The following is a 23,493-nucleotide window of genomic DNA, read 5'->3' on the forward strand; positions in this document are numbered from 1 at the left end:
CCTTTTTATATATGTAATGATAAGATTTGGGACTCGTTATCAGTTCAAAAATATATTGTAGAAATGTGAAATTTAGAATTTTGTTGTGTAACACCACGATCTTGTTGTGAAAGTTGGAAATTGAAGATAATCTTGCATTTCATCGATAATAACAAGCATTTCATCGGATAATTAGCCTATAAGGGAAACCTTACAATTAGTTGGTACAAATCTTATTTAAGTGCTAAATTATTGGATGGATCCAGCTCCATCCTGTCCGGAAGCAATCAGGGATAACCACTTTCGAAAATTTTTTATTACCGGATATAACTTGTCTAAAAATAATATACCGGATACCTCTCTTTTAGCCCATCAATAGAACTATATTAATTATTGACTTTTTTTAATTGATTTTTTAGCTCATCCATAGATTCCTGCAATTGTCTTAGCAATCCCTTCTCGGAGGTGGCATCCACCCCAAAGGTTATTTTGCTACTAACTTGCCACAGCTCTTGTATATCTTCTGTATTAACGCTGTATGGAGGATAGTTTTCATTTAAGGATATTAAGGAAATTACGGCCGGATTGGGAGATTTTTCAATTTTTTTCACCAAAACGGCATCCTGTAATACCACAACGTAAATTTTATTGGGACTAATATCCTTTAGACCTTCAACGGCTCTGGCCAATACCCATTCCCCTGGCTTTAGATTGGGCAACATACTGTCCCCTTCAATTTGGAAACCCCTATAAGTTGCATTTCTGAATTCTGGCAAGGGAATATCAAAAGCAGGCAGCTGTTTGTACCAACTGGTGTCCTGAATATTTTGTGGGTATCCGGCTGCGGCTTTAGCGTTTACCAATACCATATTCTCGTTTTCGGATGAATTTACCGTAACCACCTTGGGAATAACACTGATATTTGTAACCGCTAGATACTTTTGGGAACTATCACCAAACAGCCAAAGTGGATTTATTTTGAATTGCTTGAGCAATTCCGCCACTACTTTTCCCGATAATTTGGTACGCCCCCTTTCTATGTCCGCTGTGGTATTTGAAATACCAAGCAAGTTGGCAAAATCAGATTGGGTATACCCCAATTCCCGGCGTAAATCGGTAAAACGCTTGGTCACAATTTCCATATCCTCGTTCATTGTACAGTTTTTAAATTCATATAGTTGACATAGACATACCCCCCTATTTAGGTAAAAGACTATATCTAATAGCTTCAAATATACGTAATTTGGAATATATCCAAAAAATTTATTGGACTATTTCCATAATTAGGAAATAATCCATATATTTGGAATAATTACAAATATAAAATTATGACTTTGGACGATTTGCATCAAACATTAAGTAGTCTAGCCTTTTCCGGGATGGAGGATAATGACTTTATCTCAATTAGTTCTAAGAAGGGGATTGGTTTGGCCAAAGGTCATTTAGTAAAGACCGAAAGAAGACGTTCAAAAAAAGAATTAAGTGTTCAACTAAGTTTATTTGATTAGTTATGGAAAATCCTAAGGTTTTAATTTACGACGGCAGTTTCAATGGTTTTTTAACTACGGTTTTCAAAATTTTTGAGGAGAAAATCCCGGTAGCGAACATCCAAAAGAATAAGGAGCTTCAAAAAGGTCTGTTTTCGGAGGCAATAACTGTATTTACCCAAATGGATAAGGCAAGACGGGTGTGGAACAGCATTCAGAACAAAAGTAATTCGGTCATTAAGTCTATTTATTTTGCCTTTTTAAGCGAAACAAAGGGCATTGAACTTCTTCTTTACCAGTACATCCGTTCTATGTATGCCAATCCCAATGAAGATCCTATAGAAGGAATGTCTGACATTATTTTAAAAATTCAGCAACACTCCAGAATGGTGGCTCGGGAAAAACATAGAATAGAAGCTATTGCAAATTTTGAAATATCACAAGATCAGGTCTACTTTTCCAATGTTTCTCCTGGGTTTGATGTACTACCACTTATTTCTAAATACTTCAGGTCAAAATTCCACGGTCAGGAATTTATGGTGTACGATCGCAAAAGAAAGTATGCCATTTATTACAACCTTTATACCGTTGAAATTATTTCCTTGGAATTATCGGCTTATGATTGCACAGGAGATCTTTCCTATACCAACATAAAACAATTGATAAATAACAAATTGCACTCACATTCACGATATTCCGGAAAATCAGAGATGGCCGATATAGGTGAAAAGGCGGCGGTATAATTAATATCCGCGTTTATTTCCTACAGTGTTTAAATTAAGACCCACAGTCCCAGGTTTTAGGCGTGTTTCTAAGTGCCTTCTATGCAAGGTAATCTATTTGCAGTATGGATAGCTAGTTTAGCTTACTTGGTTTTTTCTCCTACAAAATTATCGCTCTGATTTTTAAAGAGCACGTTAAATGTAGTTAGGCTACCGTAAATTCTGGTTATATACTGTTGTAGGTCAACTTTTTCCTGGTCATCCAAATTATTACTACTATTTATTTTCTGCTCCATTACCCTTATTCGGTCCCTTACCATGACTATTTTGTGAAAAAAGGTGTCTATTGGAATTTCTTTTTCGGATAAGTTGGTATCGCCAGGTTTTAAAACTAGGCTCCCACCCTTCCATTTATCGGCAATTGGGGTAACGGAACTGGCATCGCTCCAGCGCTTTAAAATAGAAATCAACGATTGTTCCACTTCGGAAAAACTTATGGTATCCACTTCGTCCTCCACTGCTTCTATAACTTCAAAATTAGAATCCAATTCTATGGTTTCCAAACCATTGTCCATAAAGGTAACCCAATAATGTTTAGAGGTTACATTGGTAACTACCCCTTTTCCGTATTCGCTGTGATTAATCCTGGAACCTATTCCTAAAAGCTGCATTTAAAAATATTTTAAAGTTAAGAACGCTAATTTATAGCTAAGCTTTTAATCTACAAAAAACTAAATAGCACCTACTTCATTTTTAGGAGTCAAAGTCGTAACTTCGCACATTGCTATGAAAATGATTAATTACGAAGAGAATATTGAGGTTAAAGGCGCTCGTGTGCACAACCTTAAAAATATAGACGTTACCATACCCCGTGAAAAGCTGGTCGTTATTACCGGACTTTCTGGAAGCGGCAAATCATCCTTAGCCTTTGATACCATATATGCTGAAGGTCAAAGGCGGTATATTGAGACTTTTTCGGCCTATGCCCGACAGTTTCTGGGGGGCTTGGAGCGCCCGGATGTGGACAAGATAGATGGTCTATCTCCGGTAATTGCCATTGAGCAAAAGACAACTTCAAAATCTCCCAGGTCCACCGTGGGCACCATTACCGAAATCTACGATTTTCTTAGACTTTTATTTGCAAGGGCCGGAGATGCGTACAGTTACAATACCGGGGAGAAGATGGTTAGTTATGATGATGCGCAGATAAAGGAATTGATCATATCTTCCTATAGGGGAAAGAAAATAAATATACTGGCTCCTATCATTAAATCCAGAAAAGGACACTATAGGGAACTATTTGAACAAATTGCCAAACAAGGTTTCGTTAAGGTAAGGGTAGATGGGGAAATCAAGGATATTATAAAGGGCATGAAAGTGGACCGTTATAAGACCCATGATATAGAGATAGTTATTGACCGACTCAAAATTGAGGAGAGTACCGAATTGGACAAACGTATTTCGGAAACTATAAATACGGCCATGTACAGTGGAGAAAATGTACTGATGATTTTGGAAGAAGGTACGGATGAGCCCCGGTATTTTAGTAGGGATTTAATGTGTCCAACCACTGGAATTTCCTATCCTTCACCCGAACCCAATACTTTTTCCTTTAATTCACCAAAAGGCATGTGTCCCGATTGCAATGGGCTTGGACATATTTATGAGGTCAATGAAAACAAAATTTTCCCAAATAAAAAGCTGTCCATCAAAGGGGGTGGCATTGCACCCTTGGGCGAATATAAAAATTCTTGGGCCTTTAAACAGATAGAAACTATTGCGCAGCGATATAATTTTGAACTTACCACCTCAATTGCAAAAATACCTGAGGACGCTATTAGTGTATTGCTCTATGGCGGAAAGGAAAGTTTCGAGGTAGACTCAAAATCTTTGGGGGTAAAGCGCCTCTATAAAATAGATTATGAAGGCATTTCCAATTTTATCAAAAGTCAATTTAATGAGGCCAACTCCACGTCCATAAAACGTTGGGCCAAGGAGTATATGGACAAAATTAAATGTCCAACCTGTGCAGGTACTAGGTTAAAACAAGAATCCTTAAATTTTAAAATAGACAACAATAATATTGCCGATCTATCCAATTTGGATATTGCGGAATTGGCGGATTTCTTTAATGGCCTAGAAAAAAAGTTGGAAGGCAATCAATTAAAAATTGCAGAGGAAATTATAAAGGAAATCAAAACAAGGGTCCAATTTCTTTTGGATGTTGGCCTGGATTACCTCTCCTTAAATAGAAGTAGTAAATCCCTTTCAGGGGGGGAAGCACAGCGTATTAGATTGGCAACCCAAATTGGCTCGCAATTGGTAGGTGTTCTTTATATTCTGGATGAGCCCAGTATTGGTCTGCACCAAAGGGATAACGAACGATTGATAAAGTCCTTGGAATCGCTCAGAGACCTCGGTAATTCGGTTATTGTGGTAGAGCATGACCGCGATATGATAGAACGTGCAGACCATGTCATAGATATTGGACCAAAGGCCGGAAAGCATGGAGGGGAAATAATTTCGGAAGGTAAGCCTGATGATCTAAAAAACCATAATACCCTAACAGCCGATTATATTTCCGGAAAACTAAGAATAGAAGTTCCAAAAAAACGTAGGGAAGGAAATGGAAACAGCTTGGAATTATCCGGTTGTTCCGGAAATAATCTTAAAAATGTTTCTGTACGATTTCCCTTGGGAAAAATGATCGGGGTAACCGGTGTTTCGGGCAGTGGAAAATCTACCTTGATCAACGAAACCCTATACCCTATTTTAAATGCTTATTATTTTAATGGAGTAAAAGTCCCTATGCCCTACAAGAAAATTAAGGGCTTGGAACATATAGACAAGGTTATAGATATTAACCAGTCTCCTATTGGAAGAACACCAAGGTCCAATCCTGCCACCTACACCGGTGTCTTTAGTGAAATTAGATCTCTTTTTGCCAAAACACAAGAAGCTTCGATTAGGGGTTACAAGCCCGGTCGTTTTAGTTTTAATGTAACAGGAGGGCGTTGTGAAACTTGTCAAGGAGGAGGTCTTAGGGTAATTGAAATGAATTTTCTTCCCGATGTATATGTTGAATGTGAGACCTGTAATGGGAAACGCTTTAACAGGGAAACCTTGGAGATAAGATATAAGGGTAAATCCATTGCCGATGTGCTGGAGATGACTATTAACGAATCGGTGGAGTTTTTTGAAAATATCCCCAAAATTTATCGCAAGTTAAAAACTATTCAGGATGTGGGACTGGGATATATTTCTTTGGGCCAGCAATCTACTACCCTGTCCGGTGGAGAAGCGCAGCGAATAAAGTTGGCTACAGAACTTTCCAAAAGAGATACAGGAAATACCTTTTATATATTGGACGAACCAACAACAGGCCTACACTTTGAAGATATCAGGGTATTGATGCATGTGCTTAACAAGCTGGTAAACAAGGGAAATACCGTTCTGGTAATTGAACACAATATGGACGTGATAAAAATGGTAGACCATATTATAGATATAGGGTACGAAGGTGGTCGAAATGGTGGTATGGTAGTTGCGGAAGGTACTCCGGAGGAAGTAGCCCTTGATAAAAAGAGTTACACCTCAAAATTTTTAAGAAAAGAATTAGGTTTGTGAAATTAACTGTCAATTAAAGATACTATTTTCTTCAAAACTACATTATAACGTTATGAAAATGGTAGTCTAAATTGATTAAGGATAATATTCTAACATGAGAAAAGAACAGCATCACAAAGGATGGAATGAGATAAAAACAAACGATTCTTGGGCCCTATTCAAGATTATGGGCGAGTTTGTGAACGGATTTGAGAAAATGAGCGCCATTGGCCCATGCGTTTCCGTTTTTGGGTCCGCTCGTACAAAGCCAGGGGAAAAATACTATGAATTGGCGGTAAGTGTCGCCAAGAGTATTGCTGAAGCCGGTTATGGAATTATTACCGGCGGTGGTCCAGGGATAATGGAGGCTGGGAACAGGGGGGCACATTTGGCTGGGGGCACCTCTGTTGGCCTAAACATTGACCTGCCTTTTGAGCAACATGACAACCCTTATATTGACGGGGATAAAAGTTTGGATTTTGATTATTTCTTTGTCCGTAAGGTTATGTTCGTAAAATATTCCCAGGGCTTTGTGGTTATGCCAGGCGGTTTTGGAACGTTGGATGAACTTTTCGAAGCAATTACACTTATACAGACCAACAAAATAGAGAAATTCCCTATTATTTTGGTGGGCTCGGAATTTTGGAATGGATTATTGGACTGGATAAAGGATGCTATGCTGAAAATGGGGAATATTAGTCCCAATGATCTGGATTTGATACAAATAGTTGACACGGAAAAAGAAGTGGTGGACATTATAGATTCCTTTTACAAAGGAAATATATTGAGCCCTAATTTCTAAACACAAGATTCTTGAGGAAGTTGGAATACATTCGGAAATCTATTTTATTGTTGATAATTGTATTTATCAATGGTCTTTCTATAGCCCAACATTCCAATAAACTTACGGCTACCCTGGATGTTGAAAACAAAACCTTCAATATTCAACAGGAAATTATTTACGAAAATAATTCCAAGGACACCTTGGAGTTTATTTATTTTAATGATTGGGCCAATGCCTATGCCAATAAGAACACGGCCTTGGCCAAAAGATTTTCTGAGGAATTTAAAAAAGGGTTACATCTTGCCAAGGAGGAAGAAAGAGGAAATACCAAAATTACAAGTACCGTTGATGATAATTACCAAGGTTTGGATTGGGAATATGCCCCGGGAAGGGATATTATAAAAATTAGTCTGAACCGTCCCCTACCCCCCAAAGAATCCACTAAAATATTTATTACTTATAAGGTGAAGTTGCCTTCGGATAAATTTACTACCTACGGATATGATAATAGGGATGGATATTATTTAAAGGATTGGTACCTCACCCCTGCTGTTTATGATGGAGAATGGCACTTGTATTCCAACAAGAATTTGGAAGATCTATATACGGATATGGCCAATACGTCCATAGAACTTATTATACCTAAAAATTTATTTGCAGTCTCTAATTTTCATGAATTGGGCAAAAACCTAGAAGGTGATATTCAACATGTTTATTTTCAGGGAATTAATCAAAAAAGTGGGGAAATAATTATTAGGCCGTCCAAACAATTTGTAAAACATGTAACGCCGGAGATAACTATTTTCACCGACCTGAAGTCTCCGAAGTACGATGAAATATCTTCGGGAATATCCATCAATCGGGTATCAAAATATATCTATGAAAATTTGGGCGATTTTCCTCATAAACAATTATTGGTCTCTGAATTGGATTATAATAAGGACCCTTTATATGGAATAAACCAACTTCCAAGCTTTATTAGGCCCTATGAGGAACAGTTTCAATTTGAAATGAAGTTTCTAAAAACAGCTCTCAATAGCTTTATAAAGGAAACGATGTTCGTAGATCCAAGAAGCGAAAAATGGGTTACCGATGCCATTCTGAACTATTTAATGATCGGTTTTGTGGAGGACTACTATCCAGATCAAAAACTGTTGGGCAAATTATCCAAAATTTGGGGTGTGCGAAATTTTCATTTGGCCAAATTGAATTTTAATGAACAATATCCTCTGCTCCATATGTTGTCGGCTAGAAGAAATATAGATCAGTCCCTCACTACCCCCAACGATTCGCTGGTAAAATTCAATCAAAAAATAGCCAACAGGTACAAGGCTGGATTGGGATTGGCCTATTTGGCGGATTATACGGGCAAAGAGCATGTAGACCGCAGTGTGAAGGAATTTTACATAAATTATAGATTAAAGCCATCCACAGCCGCAGATTTTAAATTCATAGTCGTAGAAAACTCTGACAAGGATATTAATTGGTTTTTTGACGAATATGTGTCGACTACCCAAAAGATCGACTTTAAAATAAAAAAAGTGCGGAAAATGGAGGATTCGTTGGTGGTCATCTTAAAAAACAAGGAAGGCACCAATGTACCAATTTCACTTTTTGGGATAAAAAACGATACTGTAGTTTCAAATTATTGGTTTACGGACATTACCAATCAACAAGCCTTTAGAATTCCAAAGAACGGGGAAGATCGTTTGGTTTTAAATTATGATCAGACCATTCCGGAATTTAATCAAAGGGATAATTGGAAATCTTTGAACGGCTTCTTTTCAAGTAACAAAAAACTAAAATTCCAGTTTTTTAAGGATGCCGAGGATCCTTACTACAATCAAGTTTTTTATGTTCCTGTATTGGGATTCAATAAGTATGACGGACTTTCACCTGGCATGCGACTACATAATAAAACCTTATTGGAAAGGCCATTCGTTTTTGATCTGGCACCTACCTATGCCCCTAATGAAAAGACTTTTGTAGGCTATGGTAAGTTTAATTTTCGCCAATACCACGGTAAAAGCGGTTTATACGTTACCAACTACTCCCTAAGGGGATCTACTTCCCATTTCCAGGAAAACTCGCGCTATAGTACTGTGAGTCCTTCTATAGGTTTTGGATGGAGGCCCAGTAATCTTTTGCTTAACAAAAGGGAAGCCTTGATATTTAGGTCTATTAGTGTTTTCAGGGACATAGATCCCAATCTTCAAAGTTTGGGATTGGAAACGGATCCAGATTATAATGTATTCAACGCAAAATATTATAATACCACCAATAATATAATCAATTATCTGTCCTGGTCTGTGGATGCGCAGTATTCCGATAAATTTACCAAGCTTGCGTATGAATTGGAATACCGGAAACTTTTTGAGAACAATAGGCAGTTTAATTTGCGTTTTTTCGCCGGTAAGTTTCTTAGGAATGAAACGGCTGGAAGTACGGATTTTTTTAGTTTTTCCCTTGATAGACCAACAGACTACCTGTTCGATTATGAGTATTTGGGCAGATCGGAAGGATCTGGAATATATAGTCAACAGATCATCGTTGCCGAGGGCGGTTTTAAATCCAAATTGGAAAACCCCTTTGCCAATGATTGGATGGCAACCATTAATACCAGTGTAAATATTTGGCGGTGGATAGAAGTTTACGGTGACCTTGGTTTTGTGAAAAATAAAGGATTAAAAGAACGCTTTGTATACGATTCCGGTATTCGTTTAAATCTGTTGACAGATTATTTTGAACTTTATTTTCCATTGTACTCGAACAATGGTTGGGAGATATCGCAACCGCAATACGATCAAAAAATTAGATTTGTTATAACCTTTAGCCCAAGGACTTTAACCGGATTATTTACAAGGAAATGGTTCTAAATTATTAATATATTCTCAAATATCGAATCTATTTTTACGATATTCTTATTTTTTAAAAATACACTTCGATATTCTTTAAAGAATTATTAATTATTATCCTCTGCCATAGGTTGCAAAAACCATATTGATTTGATATTTTTGCGATAAACCATCAATAGCGTAATGAATATAGATTCCGAAGCAAGCAACGATATTTCATTTGACGATTTTCAATTACAAATATTGAAGGACTATGAAATTGCAGTTACGAGCAGGGAATGTAGCCTATTGGGTAGAAGGGAAGTTCTGACCGGAAAGGCTAAATTTGGAATTTTCGGGGATGGTAAGGAGCTTCCGCAATTGGCCATGGCCAGATCTTTCAGGGATGGCGATTTTAGGAGCGGCTATTACAGGGATCAAACGTTTATGATGGCTTTGGGGCTTCTTACGCCTAAGGAATTTTTCCATGGACTATATGCCACTACCGATATAACCAAAGAAACCATGAGTGCCGGTAGGCAAATGGGAGGTCACTTTACCACCTATAGTATAAATGAAGATGGCAGTTGGAGAGACCTCACCAAACAAAAGAATAGCAGCGCCGATATTTCCTGTACTGCAGGACAAATGCCAAGATTGCTAGGTTTGGCCCAGGCATCTAAAATATATAGGAACGTTAAAGTTAAACACAGTTCCAAATTTTCCGATAATGGCAATGAAGTAGCCTGGGGAACCATTGGTAATGCCAGTACTAGTGAAGGCGTTTTTTTTGAAACCATAAACGCCGCCGGGGTATTGCAAGTGCCCATGGTGATAAGTATATGGGATGACAACTATGGTATTTCCGTACATGCAAAACACCAGACTACCAAGGAAGATATATCAAAAGTTCTAGTCGGTTTTCAACGGGACAAGGACCATAAGGGCTATGAAATTTTAAAAGTTAAGGGTTGGGATTATACGGCCTTGATCCATGCTTATGAAAATGCCTCTGATATTGCCAGGGACGAACATGTTCCTGTTATAATCCACATAACCGAACTAACGCAACCGCAGGGACATTCTACCTCGGGTTCACATGAGCGTTATAAAAGTGAGGAACGTTTGCAATGGGAAAAGGAAAATGACTGTAATAAGCGATACAGGGAATGGATATTGGAAAACAAAATTTCCACGGAAGAAGAGTTAAAATCGCTTGAAAAGAATATTAAAAGACAGGTTCGAAGCGCCCGCAAAGAGGCGTGGGAAGAGTTTTTGACACCCCATAAGGAGCAAAAAAGTATATTGGTGAACTTATTGGAAAATGCTGCCAACTCCAGTATGAACAAACTTTTTATCACCAAATTAAAAAACGATCTGATCGCCATTGAAGAGCCTATAAAAAAGGATATGGCTTCCAAAGCCAGAAAGGCGATGCGATATTTGTTGGGCGAAAGCAGCAAAGAAAAAGATCTTTTGGCTGCTTGGACCAAGAATTTTTTAGAGGAATCCCAAACCAAGTTCAGTTCCCATCTGTACAACGAACAAAGCAATAATGCCTTGAGTGTTCCTGAGGTTGTCCCTACTTATGATGCAGATCCCGAGCAAGTGGATGGAAGAATTATCCTTAGGGACAATTTTGATTCTCTTTTTGAAAGATATTCCCAAGCATTGATTTTTGGGGAAGACAGTGGAACCATAGGAGATGTAAACCAGGGCTTGGAAGGATTGCAAAAGAAATATGGGGAACTCCGGGTGGCCGATGTTGGAATTAGGGAGGCAAGTATAATTGGACAAGGTATAGGAATGGCGCTGCGAGGATTACGACCCATTGCGGAAATTCAATATTTGGATTATATTTTCTATGCCCTTTTTACATTGACCGATGATCTGGCCACACTGCTCTACAGGACCGTTGGGAAACAAAGGGCTCCATTGATAGTGAGGACCCGTGGGCACCGATTGGAAGGGATATGGCATTCTGGTTCACAAATGGGTGGGTTGATCCACTTATTGCGGGGTATGTATATTTTAGTGCCAAGAAATATGACAAAGGCTGCAGGTTTTTACAATACCCTTATGAAAGGAAACGAGCCGGCATTGTTGATCGAGAGTTTAAATGGGTATCGATTAAAAGAGCCCAAACCAAATAACCTTGGGGATATATGTACACCGATCGGAATTGTTGAAGTAGTTAGAACTGGAGCGGATATTACTTTACTTTCCTATGGCTCTACCTTAAGAATAGTGATGCAGGCAGCTGAAGAACTTAAAGAAGTGGGTATCGATGCCGAAGTTGTGGATGCCCAAAGTTTATTGCCGTTCGATTTACGTCAGGACGTACTTAAGAGTATTAAAAAAACTAGTAGGTTGTTGGTTATAGACGAAGATGTTCCAGGAGGCTGCTCCGCCTATTTAACACATGAAATTATTGAGAAACAGGGAGCGTATAAATATTTGGACAGTGCACCCCAAACACTTACTGCAAAGGCACATAGACCGGCTTATGCCACAGATGGAGACTACTTTTCCAAACCTAACTCCGAGGATATATTTGAAAAGGTATATTCTATAATGCACGAATCAAATCCTTCTGATTTTCCTAAATTGAGATAGCTGTAACGCCCTTTTCAAGGTTTTTAAAAATAATTGGACAATCAAAATTCCTTTTGTTTTTAAAAAACTAATGGTTACTTTTAGTGGCTTTAAATCTATTAATTTTTTAAAACCTATTTCCCCCAATGAAAGACCTAGGCCTACTATTTCTTCGGATTTCTTCCGCTATTGTAATGATTACCCACGGACTACCTAAATTTCAAAAACTGATTGGCGGTAATTTTGAATTTGGAGATCCCATTGGAATTGGCGCCGCCCCTTCCCTATTTCTTGCGGTTATAGGGGAATTTATTTGTCCAATCTTGATTATTGTTGGTTTTAAAACACGTTGGGCAACAGTTCCTACTATAATAACCATGTTGGTTGCAGCATTGATCGTTCACGGAGCTGATCCTTTCCCTGTAAAAGAAAAGGCCGTTTTATTTTTGGTTGCCTTTATCTCAATACTTATGCTGGGGCCTGGAAAATATAGCCTAGATAAGAAGTAAATATTACTGCAATAATTCTGTTACTGCCCAAGGCCTTTCGGTCCTTGCGATCTATGGTACGCGATTTATTCCATGTGGACACATTTTGGAATATTTTTCTTGCTCCTGTGCCACTCAACCTTGAATGGGATTAGAATATTTTGATCAATAATTCTTTTAGTAAGTCCGCCTGTGAAATGTTGGATCCCACACCTTTGCCCTTAACATCCAATTCCCTTAAACTGGAAATAATTTCACTAACGCGTCTCATGGGATAATTTCTTGCCGCTGTCTGAATTTCAGAAACAAAAAATGGTCTTATGCCCAGGGCGGTGGAAACGCTCTTAGGGGAGTGATCCTTTAAGCCGTGATACGAAAGCAATTGTATAAAAAAAGAGTACAAAAGGGTTATTGTTAGAACGAACGGATTGTCCTTTGGATTCTGGGCAAAATAATTGACAATTCTAGTTGCTTTTTCAACGTCTCTCTCCCCTATTGCTTTTTTAAGTTCAAAATTGTTGTAATCCTTACTAATTCCAATATTGGATTCAATGGCTTCCGGGTTGATCTCAACTCCTTTTGGGACAACCAAACACAATTTCTCGAGTTCCTTATCTATCTTGCCCAAATCGGTGCCAAGAAACTCGACCAATAAATTGGCCGCCTTAAAAGTAATGCCGTAGCCTCGAGAATGCAGGGATTTTTTAATCCAATCCCCTACTTGATTTTCATATAGCTTTTTGCCTTCAAATATTACCCCCGATTTTTTAATGGATTTATATAACTTCTTACGTTTATCCAGCTTATTGTATTTATAACATAATACCAATATTGTGGAAGGTTGGGGCTGATCGGCATAGGAAACAAGGTTTTCTATGGTACGGGATAGATGTTGCGCCTCCTTAACAATGACCACTTGGCGCTCCGCCATCATGGGATATCTCTTGGCATTGCTCACGATGTCCTCAATCGTAATTTCCTTACCATATAGGATAACCTGATTAAATCCCCGTTCCTCCTCCGTTAGGACACTTTTTTCAATATACTCCGCTATCTTATCAATATAGTAAGGTTCTTCACCTGTCAGAAAATATATTGGTGCTATATCCCCTTTTTTTATATTGCTTACAATTTGTTTTACCTCATCCATCTAAAAAAAATCATCAACTTTGCACAATGCAACCATTAAACTATCCGTCCTATCCCTTTCGATTCAAAAATAGGGAAAATAAAATCTATATTTTTGATGTCATACGCAAAAAATTTGTGGTTTTACAACCCGAAGAATGGGTAAGGCAGCACGTAGTGCATAATCTAATTTCAGACAAAAATTATCCCAAGGCCCATATCAATGTTGAAAAGCAATTGCTAATTAATAACTTAAAAAAAAGATACGATGTGGTCGTCTTCAATCCGAACGGGAGTATCGAAATTCTGGTAGAATGCAAATCGCCCGATATTAAAATAGACCAAGTGGTTTTTGACCAAATTGCCCGATATAACCTTTTGCTCAAAGCCAAATATTTAATGGTTACCAACGGCTTGGACCATTTTTTTTGTAGCATGGATTTTGAGAGGGAGCAATATAGTTTTCTTACGGATATTCCGGACTATAGACCTAAGTAAGGGATAGCCCAACTATTCAATTATCCATTAAAAATTATGTGCTGTGGACATTGGTTATCAAAATATTCATAGTCATTTATAATTTATTTCTTTACATTGCCGACTTAATCTGAACCTCTAAATTTGAATATATGCCTGTTGTTTTGGGCATTATAGAAAATGTTGAAAATAGCAGTAGTTATACTTAATTGGAACGGAGAAGCGCTTTTGGAAAAGTTTCTACCTTCCGTAACGGAATTCTCCAAGGAAGCCGAAGTTTATGTCGCCGACAATGCCTCTACAGATGGGTCTATCGCCTTCCTTAAAAAGAGATACCCAGAGATAGGTATCATCCAAAATTTGAGCAATGGGGGTTACGCCAAGGGATACAATGATGCTCTGCCTCACATAAACGCCGATATATATTGTCTTTTAAACTCCGATGTGGAAGTAACCAAGGATTGGCTTATCCCAATAATAAAGGAATTTGAGAACAACCCCCTAGCGGCAATTGTTCAGCCTAAAATATTGGATTATAAAAACAAGGCCCATTTTGAATACGCCGGTGCCGCAGGTGGGTTTATTGACAAATTTGGTTATCCATTTTGCCGGGGACGTATTTTTAATGAATTGGAAGTGGATAATGGTCAGTACAACGACGTAAAGGAAATATTTTGGGCTACCGGAGCGTGTTTGTTCATAAAGAAGGATGTATTCCAGGAACTAAACGGATTTGATGAGGATTATTTTGCCCATCAGGAGGAAATAGACTTATGCTGGAGGGCAAAAAATAAGAGGCACAAAGTTTATTATGTTGGAGGTTCAGAAGTATATCATGTAGGTGGTTCAACCTTAAGTAGTATGAATCCAAAAAAGACCTTTCTTAACTTTAGGAACTCCCTGTATTCCCTTGTTAAAAACCTTCCTGCAAGAAAAGTATTCCCAATAATACTTTTGAGACTGGTATTGGATGGTCTAGCGGGGCTGAATTTTATTTTTCAAGGCAGGTTTAAGCATTTTTGGGCAATATTGCAGGCCCATTTTAGTTTTTACAAAAATTTTTCGACCTTATACAACAAACGCGAAAAGGCCTATTTTACAGGTAATTACTACGCTATAAAATCTATTGTTTGGGCTTATTATATAAATCATGTAAAAATTTTTAACAATTTAGTAAAAGATTAACTAAATTGGTCTCGCAAAATATTGCGTTTTATATAATTTTGCCAACATTAAAACGAACCTAATTAAATTATAAATTATTAATTCTATTATCATAACTATGAGAAAAATCATTTTAGGCTGTTTAGGTATTACCCTTTTGTTGTCTTCATGTGTGTCGCAAAAGAAATATGCGGATATGGAAGCCAAAGCAAAAGAAGCACAGGATTTATTAAATTCCGCGACAGTTAAATTAAACACCTGTTTGGAAGATAAGGCTGCTGCAACTTCAAAAATGCAGACTTTGGAAGATCAGAATGCCTTCCTTAAAGCCAACAACCAAGACTTAATTAATAATATGGGTAACCTTACCACTCTTACAAGTAAAGGTGCCGATAACTTGGAGAAATCCTTGGAAAGTTTAAAAGAAAAGGATTTAACTATAAGAAAACTTAACGACGCCATTACTAGAAGAGATTCTGTAAACTTGGCTTTGGTACAAAGTTTAAAAGGTGTTCTTGGAAACTTGGATGATGAGGATATTGAAATCAGTGTAGAAAAAGGAGTTGTTTTTGTTTCTATTTCTGACAAACTTTTATTTAGAAGCGGTAGCTTTAACGTAACTCAGAGAGCTAAGGAAATTTTAGGTAAAGTTGCCCAAGTGGTTAACAACAAACCAGATTTCGAATTTATGGTTGAAGGTCATACCGATACTGATCCATACAACAGCGGTGTTTTATATGACAACTGGGATTTAAGTGTGAAACGTGCTACTTCAGTTGTACGTATTTTACAAAAAGATTACGGTGTTGATCCTAAGCGTATGACTGCTGCAGGAAGAGGAGAATATATTCCTGTTTCCCCAACAGACAAGGCTAAGAACAGAAGAACACGTATTGTTGTACTTCCAAAAATTGATCAATTCTACAGTATGATCGAAGAGGGAATGAAAGATCCTAAGATCAACTAAGAATAATAAATTATTCAACTTAAAAAGCGACCTAATGGGTCGCTTTTTTTTTGCTCTATATTCAGTTGAAAACTTTTTTTTCTTAAAATATATCCAAACTGCCCTTTCCTTCCCTGACCACTATGGGTTCATCCTCAGATAAATCTATTACCGTAGAGGCCATATTGTCCCCATAACCACCATCAATGACTATATCTACCAGATTTCTCCATTTCTCATAGATCAATTCCGGATCGGTAGTATATTCCAATAGTTCATCCTCATCTCGAATGGAGGTTGAAACGATAGGGTTTCCCAGAGCTTCAACCAAGGTCCTGGCAATGGAATTATTGGGAATACGAATACCCACCGTTTTTTTCTTTTTAAATTCTTTGGGTAGATTATTGTTCCCAGGAAGTATAAAAGTATAAGGTCCGGGTAGGGCCCGCTTTAGAATTTTAAAGGTAGAGGTATCAATTTGTCTTACGTAATCCGAAAGATTACTAAGATCGGCACATATAAAGGACCAATTCGCCTTGGCCAATTTTACCCCTTTTATCCGTGCTATTTTTTCCAAGGCTTTGGTGTTTGTAATATCACATCCCAAGCCATACACCGTATCTGTTGGATAAATAATCAGCCCTCCCTTTTTTAGTACATCCACTACCCTCTTAATTTCCTTGGGATTTGGATTTTCTGGATATATTTTTATTAATTCTGCCATATTATTAGTTAAAAAAAGACGTTATCAATTTAAGAAATAATATTATCATGTATAAGTTCGTCTTCATCCTACTTTTAAATTTCCTTTTTATTGTCACTAGCTCATGTTCGGAGGACTCTATTGCCCCGGAAATTGCCGCCTTGGAAGCCAAAACCATGATGAATTTGGAATACGGTTCCGATTTGCATCAAAAGTATGATATTTATCTTCCACAAAATAGGACCAAGGATACTAAAGTGCTGATTTTGATACATGGAGGAGGATGGGCTGCTGGTGATAAATCCGAAATGGATGCATTTAAGGATTTTATCAAGAGTCAATTACCCGGTATTGCAGTGGTTAACATGAATTATAGATTGGCGGATGACAACAATCCTCCATATCCCATGCAAATAGATGATATAAATCTTGTAGTAAGCCAATTGCGCAATAAGGCTCAGGAGTTTCAGATATCCACAGACATTGGATTTATTGGAGCCAGTGCCGGAGCCCACCTTTCCTTGTTATGGAGCTATGCACACGATACCAAAAAGCAGGTGAAGATGGTCTGCAGTATTGTTGGGCCTACGAATCTGTTGGACGAGGCATACATAAATACTCCAAATGAAGAATTAAGGATCCTTTTAGATCAATTTGGGAATGATCCAGAAGTTTTGGAAGAGGTGAGTCCTTTATATCAGGTAACCACAACTTCTCCTCCCACCCTATTATTTTATGGGGCACAGGACCCATTAATTCCAAATTCCCAAGGAATTAGTCTAAGGGATAGATTAATGGAATTAAACGTAGAGCACGAATTTACCCTATACCCTAACGGAGGTCACGGTTGGGTAGGTTTGGATCTATTGGACACGACTATTAAATTAAAGGCTTTTATCCAAGAGCATTTATAGTCTATCCTTGCGTAATAAAAGCTTTCTACGGTGCCTTTGGAATTAGAGTACCTCCAACTTGGCAAACCTTAGTAAAAGTTTTTTAATGTCTCCCTTATCAAATTTAATTTCAGCCTTCCTGTCATTTCCAACCCCTTCAATTTTTATTACCTGTCCCCTACCAAATCTAGTATGGTTTACTAATGAACCTTCGGATAAATTGGGGTCTACCGAATTGGTGTTACCAACAGGAGTACCAAGTTCGGGTTTTAGTTTACGGAGTTTTCGCAATTGATTTTCATTGGGCTTAACACCACTGGGTGGAGTACCTTGTACAGGTTTGTTCTGTCTTAATCTACTCTTATCAACATCGCCAAAAATATCAACATCAATTAAGGGGGTATATCTGGATCTTACCACTGGGGTAAGATTTTCCACAAATTTTTCATCAATTTCTTCAATAAATCTACTGGGTTCTGCATCTACCAGTTTGCCCCAACGATATCTGTTTTGTGTATAGGTTAAATATGCCTGTTTTTCCGCCCGTGTCAATGCAACATAAAACAAGCGCCTTTCCTCTTCCAATTCGCTCCTGGTATTCATACTCATGGCAGATGGGAATAGATCTTCCTCCATCCCCACGATGAATACATATGGAAATTCCAATCCTTTGGCCAAGTGAATCGTCATTAAAGCCACTCGGTCATCATCCCCTGTATCTTTATCAAGATCCGTTGCCAGGGCTACATCTTCCAAAAACTCGCCAATATCCCCTTTGGCATCTGCCAATTCCTTTTGCCCTTCAACAAAATCTTTAATACCGTTCAACAGCTCTTCAATATTCTCCATCTTCCCTATTCCCTCCGGAGTGCCATCTTTTTTGAATTCCAACAATACTCCGGATTTTTTGGCTACATGTTCTGCCAAGGTAAAGGCATCGGCACTTTCGTTCATGATCTGAAAGCTCTTGATCATGGCTACAAAGTCGCCCAATTTCCTTTTAGTTCCAGAATTTATCTTTAAATCTATTCTGTCCAGGTTCTCCATAACCTCAAAAATAGAACGGTTATAGTGATTTGCGGCAACGGTAAGTTTGTCCAAAGTACTCTGTCCAATGCCACGTGTAGGAAAATTGATAATACGCTTAAGCGCTTCTTCATCTTTAGGATTAATGACCAATCTCAAATAAGACAGAACGTCCTTTATTTCCTTCCGCTGATAAAAGGAAAGTCCCCCATAAATACGATATGGTATATCACGTTTTCTTAGGGCATCCTCAATAGCCCTTGATTGGGAGTTAGTCCTATACAATACCGCGAAATTACCATTCGGCATCTGGTTTTGCATTTTTTCTTCAAAAATAGTTCCAGATACAAATCGTCCTTCTTCGGCATCCGTTGGACTCCGGTGCACCTTGATCAAAGGTCCTTCGTCATTGGAAGTCCATACTACTTTTTCCAATTGATTTGTATTCTTGGCAATAATGGAGTTTGCGGCATTCACAATATTCCTGGTGGACCTATAATTCTGTTCCAAGCGATACATACCAACATTGTCATAATCCTTTTGAAAATTAAGGATGTTACTAATGTTTGCTCCTCTAAAGGAATATATACTCTGGGCGTCATCCCCTACCACACAAATATTCTGGAACCTGTCCGACAGTGCCTTAACGATCAAATATTGGGAATGGTTGGTATCCTGGTACTCGTCTACCAGAATATACCTAAACCTATCCTGATATTTGGCCAAAACTTCAGGGAATCTTGTCAACAACTCATTGGTTCTTAACAATAAATCATCAAAATCCATGGCACCGGCCTTAAAGCAACGATCCACATAGTTCTGATAAATCTCGCCCATCCTGGGGCGTTTGGCCATGGCATCTGCCTCTACCAAATCCGGATTGTTGTAATACGCTTTTACGGTAATGAGGCTGTTTTTATAGGAAGATATTCTATTTTGTACCTGCTTATACTTATAAATATCCTTATCCAAACCCATCTCCTTAATAATAGCGGATAAGAGACGTTGCGAATCTTGGGTGTCATAAATAGTAAAATTGGCGGGGTAACCCAACTTATCACCGTCAAACCTTAAAAGCTTGGCAAAAACGGAATGAAAAGTACCCATCATTAAATTTTTGGATTCGGAAGTACCAACAATATCGGCAATACGCTTCTTCATTTCCCTAGCTGCCTTATTGGTAAAGGTCAAAGCCAAAATATTAAAGGAATCCACTCCTAGGCTCATTAAATAAGCAATACGGTAAGTCAATACCCTTGTCTTACCGGAGCCGGCCCCTGCAATCACCATCAAAGGCCCGTCCTTATGCAAAACAGGAGCCTTCTGGGCTTCATTTAATTCGTTAATATAGTTCTCCAAAACGTATGTAGATATTAAGCTCGTTACGATCGGTGAATTTAACCATAAATAGCCTTATCAAAAAATCAACTTTAATATTTGTGATAATCCAACCGAGTTAATAGTTCTAATTTGAATATATTTATCCTATAAATCCAATTTTACATAAAACAACACTTTTTATGATGTTGCCATATGTAAAATTATTAAAAACTAAGGTCAGTGTTTAAGACAATTAAGTCTTGGGCATCTAAAATTTTAAATCCCATTTAGTTGTATGAAGTTATATTTAATTCTCCCAATGCTTTTGTGGTGTTTAATTTCCTCGGCTCAGAAATACAATTTTGAAAAGGAATATAAGAGTATTGAACCCAAGGTTATAGATTGGAGGAGAGATTTTCACCAAAATCCGGAGTTATCCAATAGAGAGTTCAATACCGCTGAAAAAATAGCATCGCATTTGAAATCCTTAGGGATAGAGGTACAAACAGGAGTTGCCAAAACTGGGGTTGTAGGGATACTAAAAGGTAATAAAAATGGAAAAGTAATTGCTTTAAGGGCCGATATTGATGCCTTGCCCGTTGCGGAAAGAAACGACCTTCCGTTTAAATCTACTGTAAAATCCGAATTTCTAGGACAAGAGGTTGGTGTTATGCACGCCTGTGGTCATGATACCCATACGGCCATCCTAATGGGTGTTGCGGAAATTCTGTCCAAAAATAGGGACAAAATCAAAGGAACCATTAAATTTATTTTTCAACCTGCCGAAGAAGGTCCTCCTCCTGGGGAAGAAGGAGGAGCACTATTAATGGTCAAGGAAGGGGTTCTTAAAAACCCGGATGTGGATGCTATTTTTGGACTTCATATTAATTCCGCTACCCCAGTTGGGGTCATAAGGTATAAATCTGAAGGACTAATGGCAGCCGTGCAACGCTTCGTTATTCAGGTAGAGGGAAAACAGACCCATGGTTCACAACCATGGAAGGGTATAGACCCCATTCTCATTAGTGCCAAGATCATAGATGGCCTACAGACCATTATTAGTAGGGAAGTTGACCTTACCAATGAAGCAGCGGTAATTAGTGTGGGCAAGATTACGAGTGGTGTCCGTTTCAATATTATCCCTGAAAGTGCAGAAATGATCGGAACCATAAGAACCTTGGACTATAACATGCAAAAGCAGATTACCGAGAGAATGAAAGAAATGGTACCCGACATTGCCAAGGCATATGGTGGTACGGCCACTATTGAGATAAAAAGTAATACGGACATTACCTTTAACAATCCCGAACTGGTAGTTAAAATGTTGCCTACCTTAAAAAGGGTCGCGGGACAGGATAATGTACAAATACAAAAGGCCGTAACCGGTGGTGAGGATTTCTCCTATTTTCAAAATGAGGTACCTGGATTCTTCTTTTTCTTGGGAGGCATGACTCCTGGAAATACGGCATCTTTTCCACATCATACGCCCGACTTCAGCATAGACGAAAATGGAATGATTCTTGGGGTAAAGGCACTAACAGAAATGAGTTTGGACTTCCTGAACAATTAAAAACTTTGTAAAACAAATGAGGATGCCCAATTTATTATTGAGGCAACTGTAGTTTGGAAACAAGGCCTATTTTCTATAATCACTCAAGTCATCTTTAAAACTTAAATTTCAAATATGGATTCAATTTTAAACATCCTAGCTAACCTACCTTGGTGGGCATGGATAATAGTGTTTTTGGTTGTGGTGGCCATCAGGGACATCTTTGTGCAGAAAGGGCACACCATTTCACATAACTTCCCTATTGTAGGACATTTAAGGTATTGGTTGGAGAGCATTGGTCCTGAAATGAGACAATATTTCGTTGCCAACAATAGGGAAGAACTTCCGTTCAACCGTATAGAGAGGGGATGGATCTATGCCTCGGCGAAAAAGGAAAATAATTACGAAGGCTTTGGAACGGACCGGGACATTTATGCACATCAACATATTTTTGTCAAGAACCAGATGATGGCTTATAAACTTCCAGGGAACCACCCTAACATTACCGATCCCTGTTTTTTACCCTGTGCCAAAATCATTGGATCTTACAACAAACGTAAAAAGCCCTATAGGCCTGCATCCGTAATCAATGTCTCAGCCATGAGTTTTGGGTCATTATCTGCTGCTGCAGTAGATGCTATGAACAATGGAGTAAGAAAATCGGGCGCTTATCAGAATACTGGGGAAGGTGGTCTTTCCCCTTATCATAAACAAGGTGGGGATGTAATATTCCACTTTGGAACAGGATACTTTGGGGTACGAAGTGAAGATGGAAATTTTTCCATGGAAAAAATGAAACAATTGGTGTTGGATAACCCCTGCATCAAAGCTATTGAAATTAAAATTTCACAGGGAGCAAAACCGGGTAAGGGAGGTGTTTTGCCGGCCGCAAAGATAACCCATGAAATCAGCGAAATAAGAGGCGTTGTTATGGGCAAGGATGTATTGTCCCCAGCTACCCATTCGGCTTTCAATTCTGTACCGGAATTAATGCAGTTAATTGAAGATATTGCTGAACAAACAGGTCTTCCCGTTGGCTTAAAAGGAGCCATTGGCAAATTGGATCAGTGGGAGGAATTGGCCAAATTGATGATAGAAACAGGAAAGGGACCGGATTTTATCACCGTTGATGGTGGTGAAGGAGGAACGGGAGCTGCCCCTCCAAGTTTTGCCGACCATGTATCCTTGCCTTGGGTATACGGATTTTCCAGTCTTTATAAATTGTTTAAAAGCTACGATCTAACAGAAAGAATAGTGTTCATTGGAAGTGGAAAATTGGGGTTCCCTGCAAAAGCGGCTATGGCATTTGCCATGGGTGTAGATTGTATAAATGTAGCTAGGGAAGCCATGATGAGCATTGGTTGTATCCAGGCCCAAGTATGCCATACCAACAGATGTCCGACCGGAATAGCTACCCAAAGTAAATGGTTGCAGGGCGGAATAAATGTTCCTCTGAAATCTGATAGATTGTCCCAATATTTCAAAACCTTTAGAAAGGAATTCCTGGAAATAACTCATGCTGGTGGTTATGAACATCCCTGTCAGTTTACTATGGATGATATACAGGTAAATGTGGATGACAATGATTTGAACAGGTCGTTATCCTCTACTTATGGATATAATAAGGCTGTAGTACCTTTTTCAGGAATACAGGATCTTTATAATTGCCCATATTTGGGAGGCAATGAGTATATGAAAAATAAGATTGGCCCTTAATCAAATATAATATTAATTTTGCACGTAATATCAAATTGTATATCCTTGCAGTAACGCAACCAATTAGAATTACCCG

The 23,493-nt window shown here is 38.3% G+C and carries 17 protein-coding genes; 12 read left to right on the plus strand and 5 right to left on the minus strand.

Translation table 11 applies throughout. From position 1 onward, the window contains the following. Positions 1-365 precede the first annotated feature (365 nt). Positions 366-1,133, minus strand: a complete 768-nt coding sequence (locus tag KO529_RS21550) for an XRE family transcriptional regulator (protein ID WP_215949921.1) — start codon at positions 1,131-1,133, stop codon at positions 366-368. Positions 1,134-1,489: 356 nt separating this feature from the next. On the opposite strand from KO529_RS21550, the gene KO529_RS21555 reads away from it, so the two are divergent. Beyond that, complete coding sequence (locus tag KO529_RS21555) at positions 1,490-2,209, plus strand: TIGR03915 family putative DNA repair protein (protein WP_215949922.1); 720 nt, start codon at positions 1,490-1,492, stop codon at positions 2,207-2,209. Between the two features lie 122 nt (positions 2,210-2,331). On the opposite strand, the gene KO529_RS21560 is transcribed toward KO529_RS21555, so the two are convergent. Then, positions 2,332-2,859, minus strand: coding sequence for a hypothetical protein (locus tag KO529_RS21560; RefSeq protein WP_215949923.1), 528 nt, complete (start codon positions 2,857-2,859; stop codon positions 2,332-2,334). A 121-nt stretch (positions 2,860-2,980) separates the two neighbouring features. Between KO529_RS21560 and uvrA the strand changes: the two genes are divergently transcribed. The 5 genes from uvrA (at position 2,981) to KO529_RS21585 (ending at position 12,516) form a co-directional block, all read left to right on the plus strand. Next, complete coding sequence (uvrA, locus tag KO529_RS21565; RefSeq protein ID WP_215949957.1) at positions 2,981-5,815, plus strand: excinuclease ABC subunit UvrA; 2,835 nt, start codon at positions 2,981-2,983, stop codon at positions 5,813-5,815. Positions 5,816-5,909: 94 nt separating this feature from the next. Next, complete coding sequence (locus tag KO529_RS21570) at positions 5,910-6,596, plus strand: TIGR00730 family Rossman fold protein (RefSeq protein ID WP_215949924.1); 687 nt, start codon at positions 5,910-5,912, stop codon at positions 6,594-6,596. An 11-nt stretch (positions 6,597-6,607) separates the two neighbouring features. Beyond that, positions 6,608-9,454 carry a metalloprotease gene (locus KO529_RS21575; RefSeq protein WP_252734510.1) on the plus strand — a complete coding sequence of 949 codons (2,847 nt, stop codon included), beginning with the start codon at positions 6,608-6,610 and terminating at the stop codon, positions 9,452-9,454. Between the two features lie 162 nt (positions 9,455-9,616). Further along, on the plus strand, positions 9,617-12,028 hold the full coding sequence (locus KO529_RS21580; RefSeq protein ID WP_215949925.1) for an alpha-ketoacid dehydrogenase subunit alpha/beta: 2,412 nt from the start codon (positions 9,617-9,619) through the stop codon (positions 12,026-12,028). 125 nt (positions 12,029-12,153) lie between these two features. Further along, positions 12,154-12,516 carry a DoxX family protein gene (locus tag KO529_RS21585; protein WP_215949926.1) on the plus strand — a complete coding sequence of 121 codons (363 nt, stop codon included), beginning with the start codon at positions 12,154-12,156 and terminating at the stop codon, positions 12,514-12,516. Positions 12,517-12,646: 130 nt separating this feature from the next. Here KO529_RS21585 and holA read toward each other — a convergent pair whose 3' ends face one another. Continuing rightward, positions 12,647-13,645, minus strand: coding sequence for a DNA polymerase III subunit delta (holA, locus tag KO529_RS21590; protein ID WP_215949927.1), 999 nt, complete (start codon positions 13,643-13,645; stop codon positions 12,647-12,649). A 26-nt stretch (positions 13,646-13,671) separates the two neighbouring features. Here holA and KO529_RS21595 point away from each other — a divergent pair, with 26 nt between their 5' ends. The 3 genes from KO529_RS21595 to KO529_RS21605 all read left to right on the plus strand — a co-directional run bounded on the left by KO529_RS21595 (position 13,672) and on the right by KO529_RS21605 (position 16,231). Further along, positions 13,672-14,121 (plus strand): type I restriction enzyme HsdR N-terminal domain-containing protein, encoded by a 450-nt coding sequence (locus KO529_RS21595; RefSeq protein ID WP_215949928.1) that lies wholly within the window; start codon positions 13,672-13,674, stop codon positions 14,119-14,121. Positions 14,122-14,280: 159 nt separating this feature from the next. Further along, positions 14,281-15,285, plus strand: coding sequence for a glycosyltransferase family 2 protein (locus tag KO529_RS21600; RefSeq protein ID WP_215949929.1), 1,005 nt, complete (start codon positions 14,281-14,283; stop codon positions 15,283-15,285). Between the two features lie 97 nt (positions 15,286-15,382). Continuing rightward, positions 15,383-16,231: an OmpA/MotB family protein gene (locus KO529_RS21605; protein WP_031443860.1), complete on the plus strand. Its 849-nt coding sequence runs from the start codon at positions 15,383-15,385 to the stop codon at positions 16,229-16,231. Between the two features lie 82 nt (positions 16,232-16,313). Here the strand turns inward: KO529_RS21605 and KO529_RS21610 are convergent, their stop codons facing one another. Continuing rightward, on the minus strand, positions 16,314-16,934 hold the full coding sequence (locus KO529_RS21610; protein WP_215949930.1) for an L-threonylcarbamoyladenylate synthase: 621 nt from the start codon (positions 16,932-16,934) through the stop codon (positions 16,314-16,316). 47 nt (positions 16,935-16,981) lie between these two features. Here KO529_RS21610 and KO529_RS21615 point away from each other — a divergent pair, with 47 nt between their 5' ends. After that, positions 16,982-17,827: an alpha/beta hydrolase gene (locus tag KO529_RS21615; protein WP_215949931.1), complete on the plus strand. Its 846-nt coding sequence runs from the start codon at positions 16,982-16,984 to the stop codon at positions 17,825-17,827. 42 nt (positions 17,828-17,869) lie between these two features. On the opposite strand, the gene KO529_RS21620 is transcribed toward KO529_RS21615, so the two are convergent. After that, positions 17,870-20,191, minus strand: coding sequence for an ATP-dependent helicase (locus KO529_RS21620; protein ID WP_215949932.1), 2,322 nt, complete (start codon positions 20,189-20,191; stop codon positions 17,870-17,872). A gap of 256 nt (positions 20,192-20,447) precedes the next feature. Between KO529_RS21620 and KO529_RS21625 the strand changes: the two genes are divergently transcribed. Beyond that, a complete protein-coding gene (locus tag KO529_RS21625; protein ID WP_215949933.1) occupies positions 20,448-21,722 on the plus strand; it encodes an amidohydrolase in 1,275 nt (424 codons plus the stop codon). Positions 21,723-21,836: 114 nt separating this feature from the next. After that, positions 21,837-23,417 carry an FMN-binding glutamate synthase family protein gene (locus KO529_RS21630; RefSeq protein ID WP_215949934.1) on the plus strand — a complete coding sequence of 527 codons (1,581 nt, stop codon included), beginning with the start codon at positions 21,837-21,839 and terminating at the stop codon, positions 23,415-23,417. The last annotated feature ends 76 nt before the right edge of the window (positions 23,418-23,493 follow it).

Origin of the sequence: Arenibacter algicola (assembly GCF_018860365.1) — a bacterium.
Lineage (GTDB): Bacteria > Bacteroidota > Bacteroidia > Flavobacteriales > Flavobacteriaceae > Arenibacter > Arenibacter algicola_B.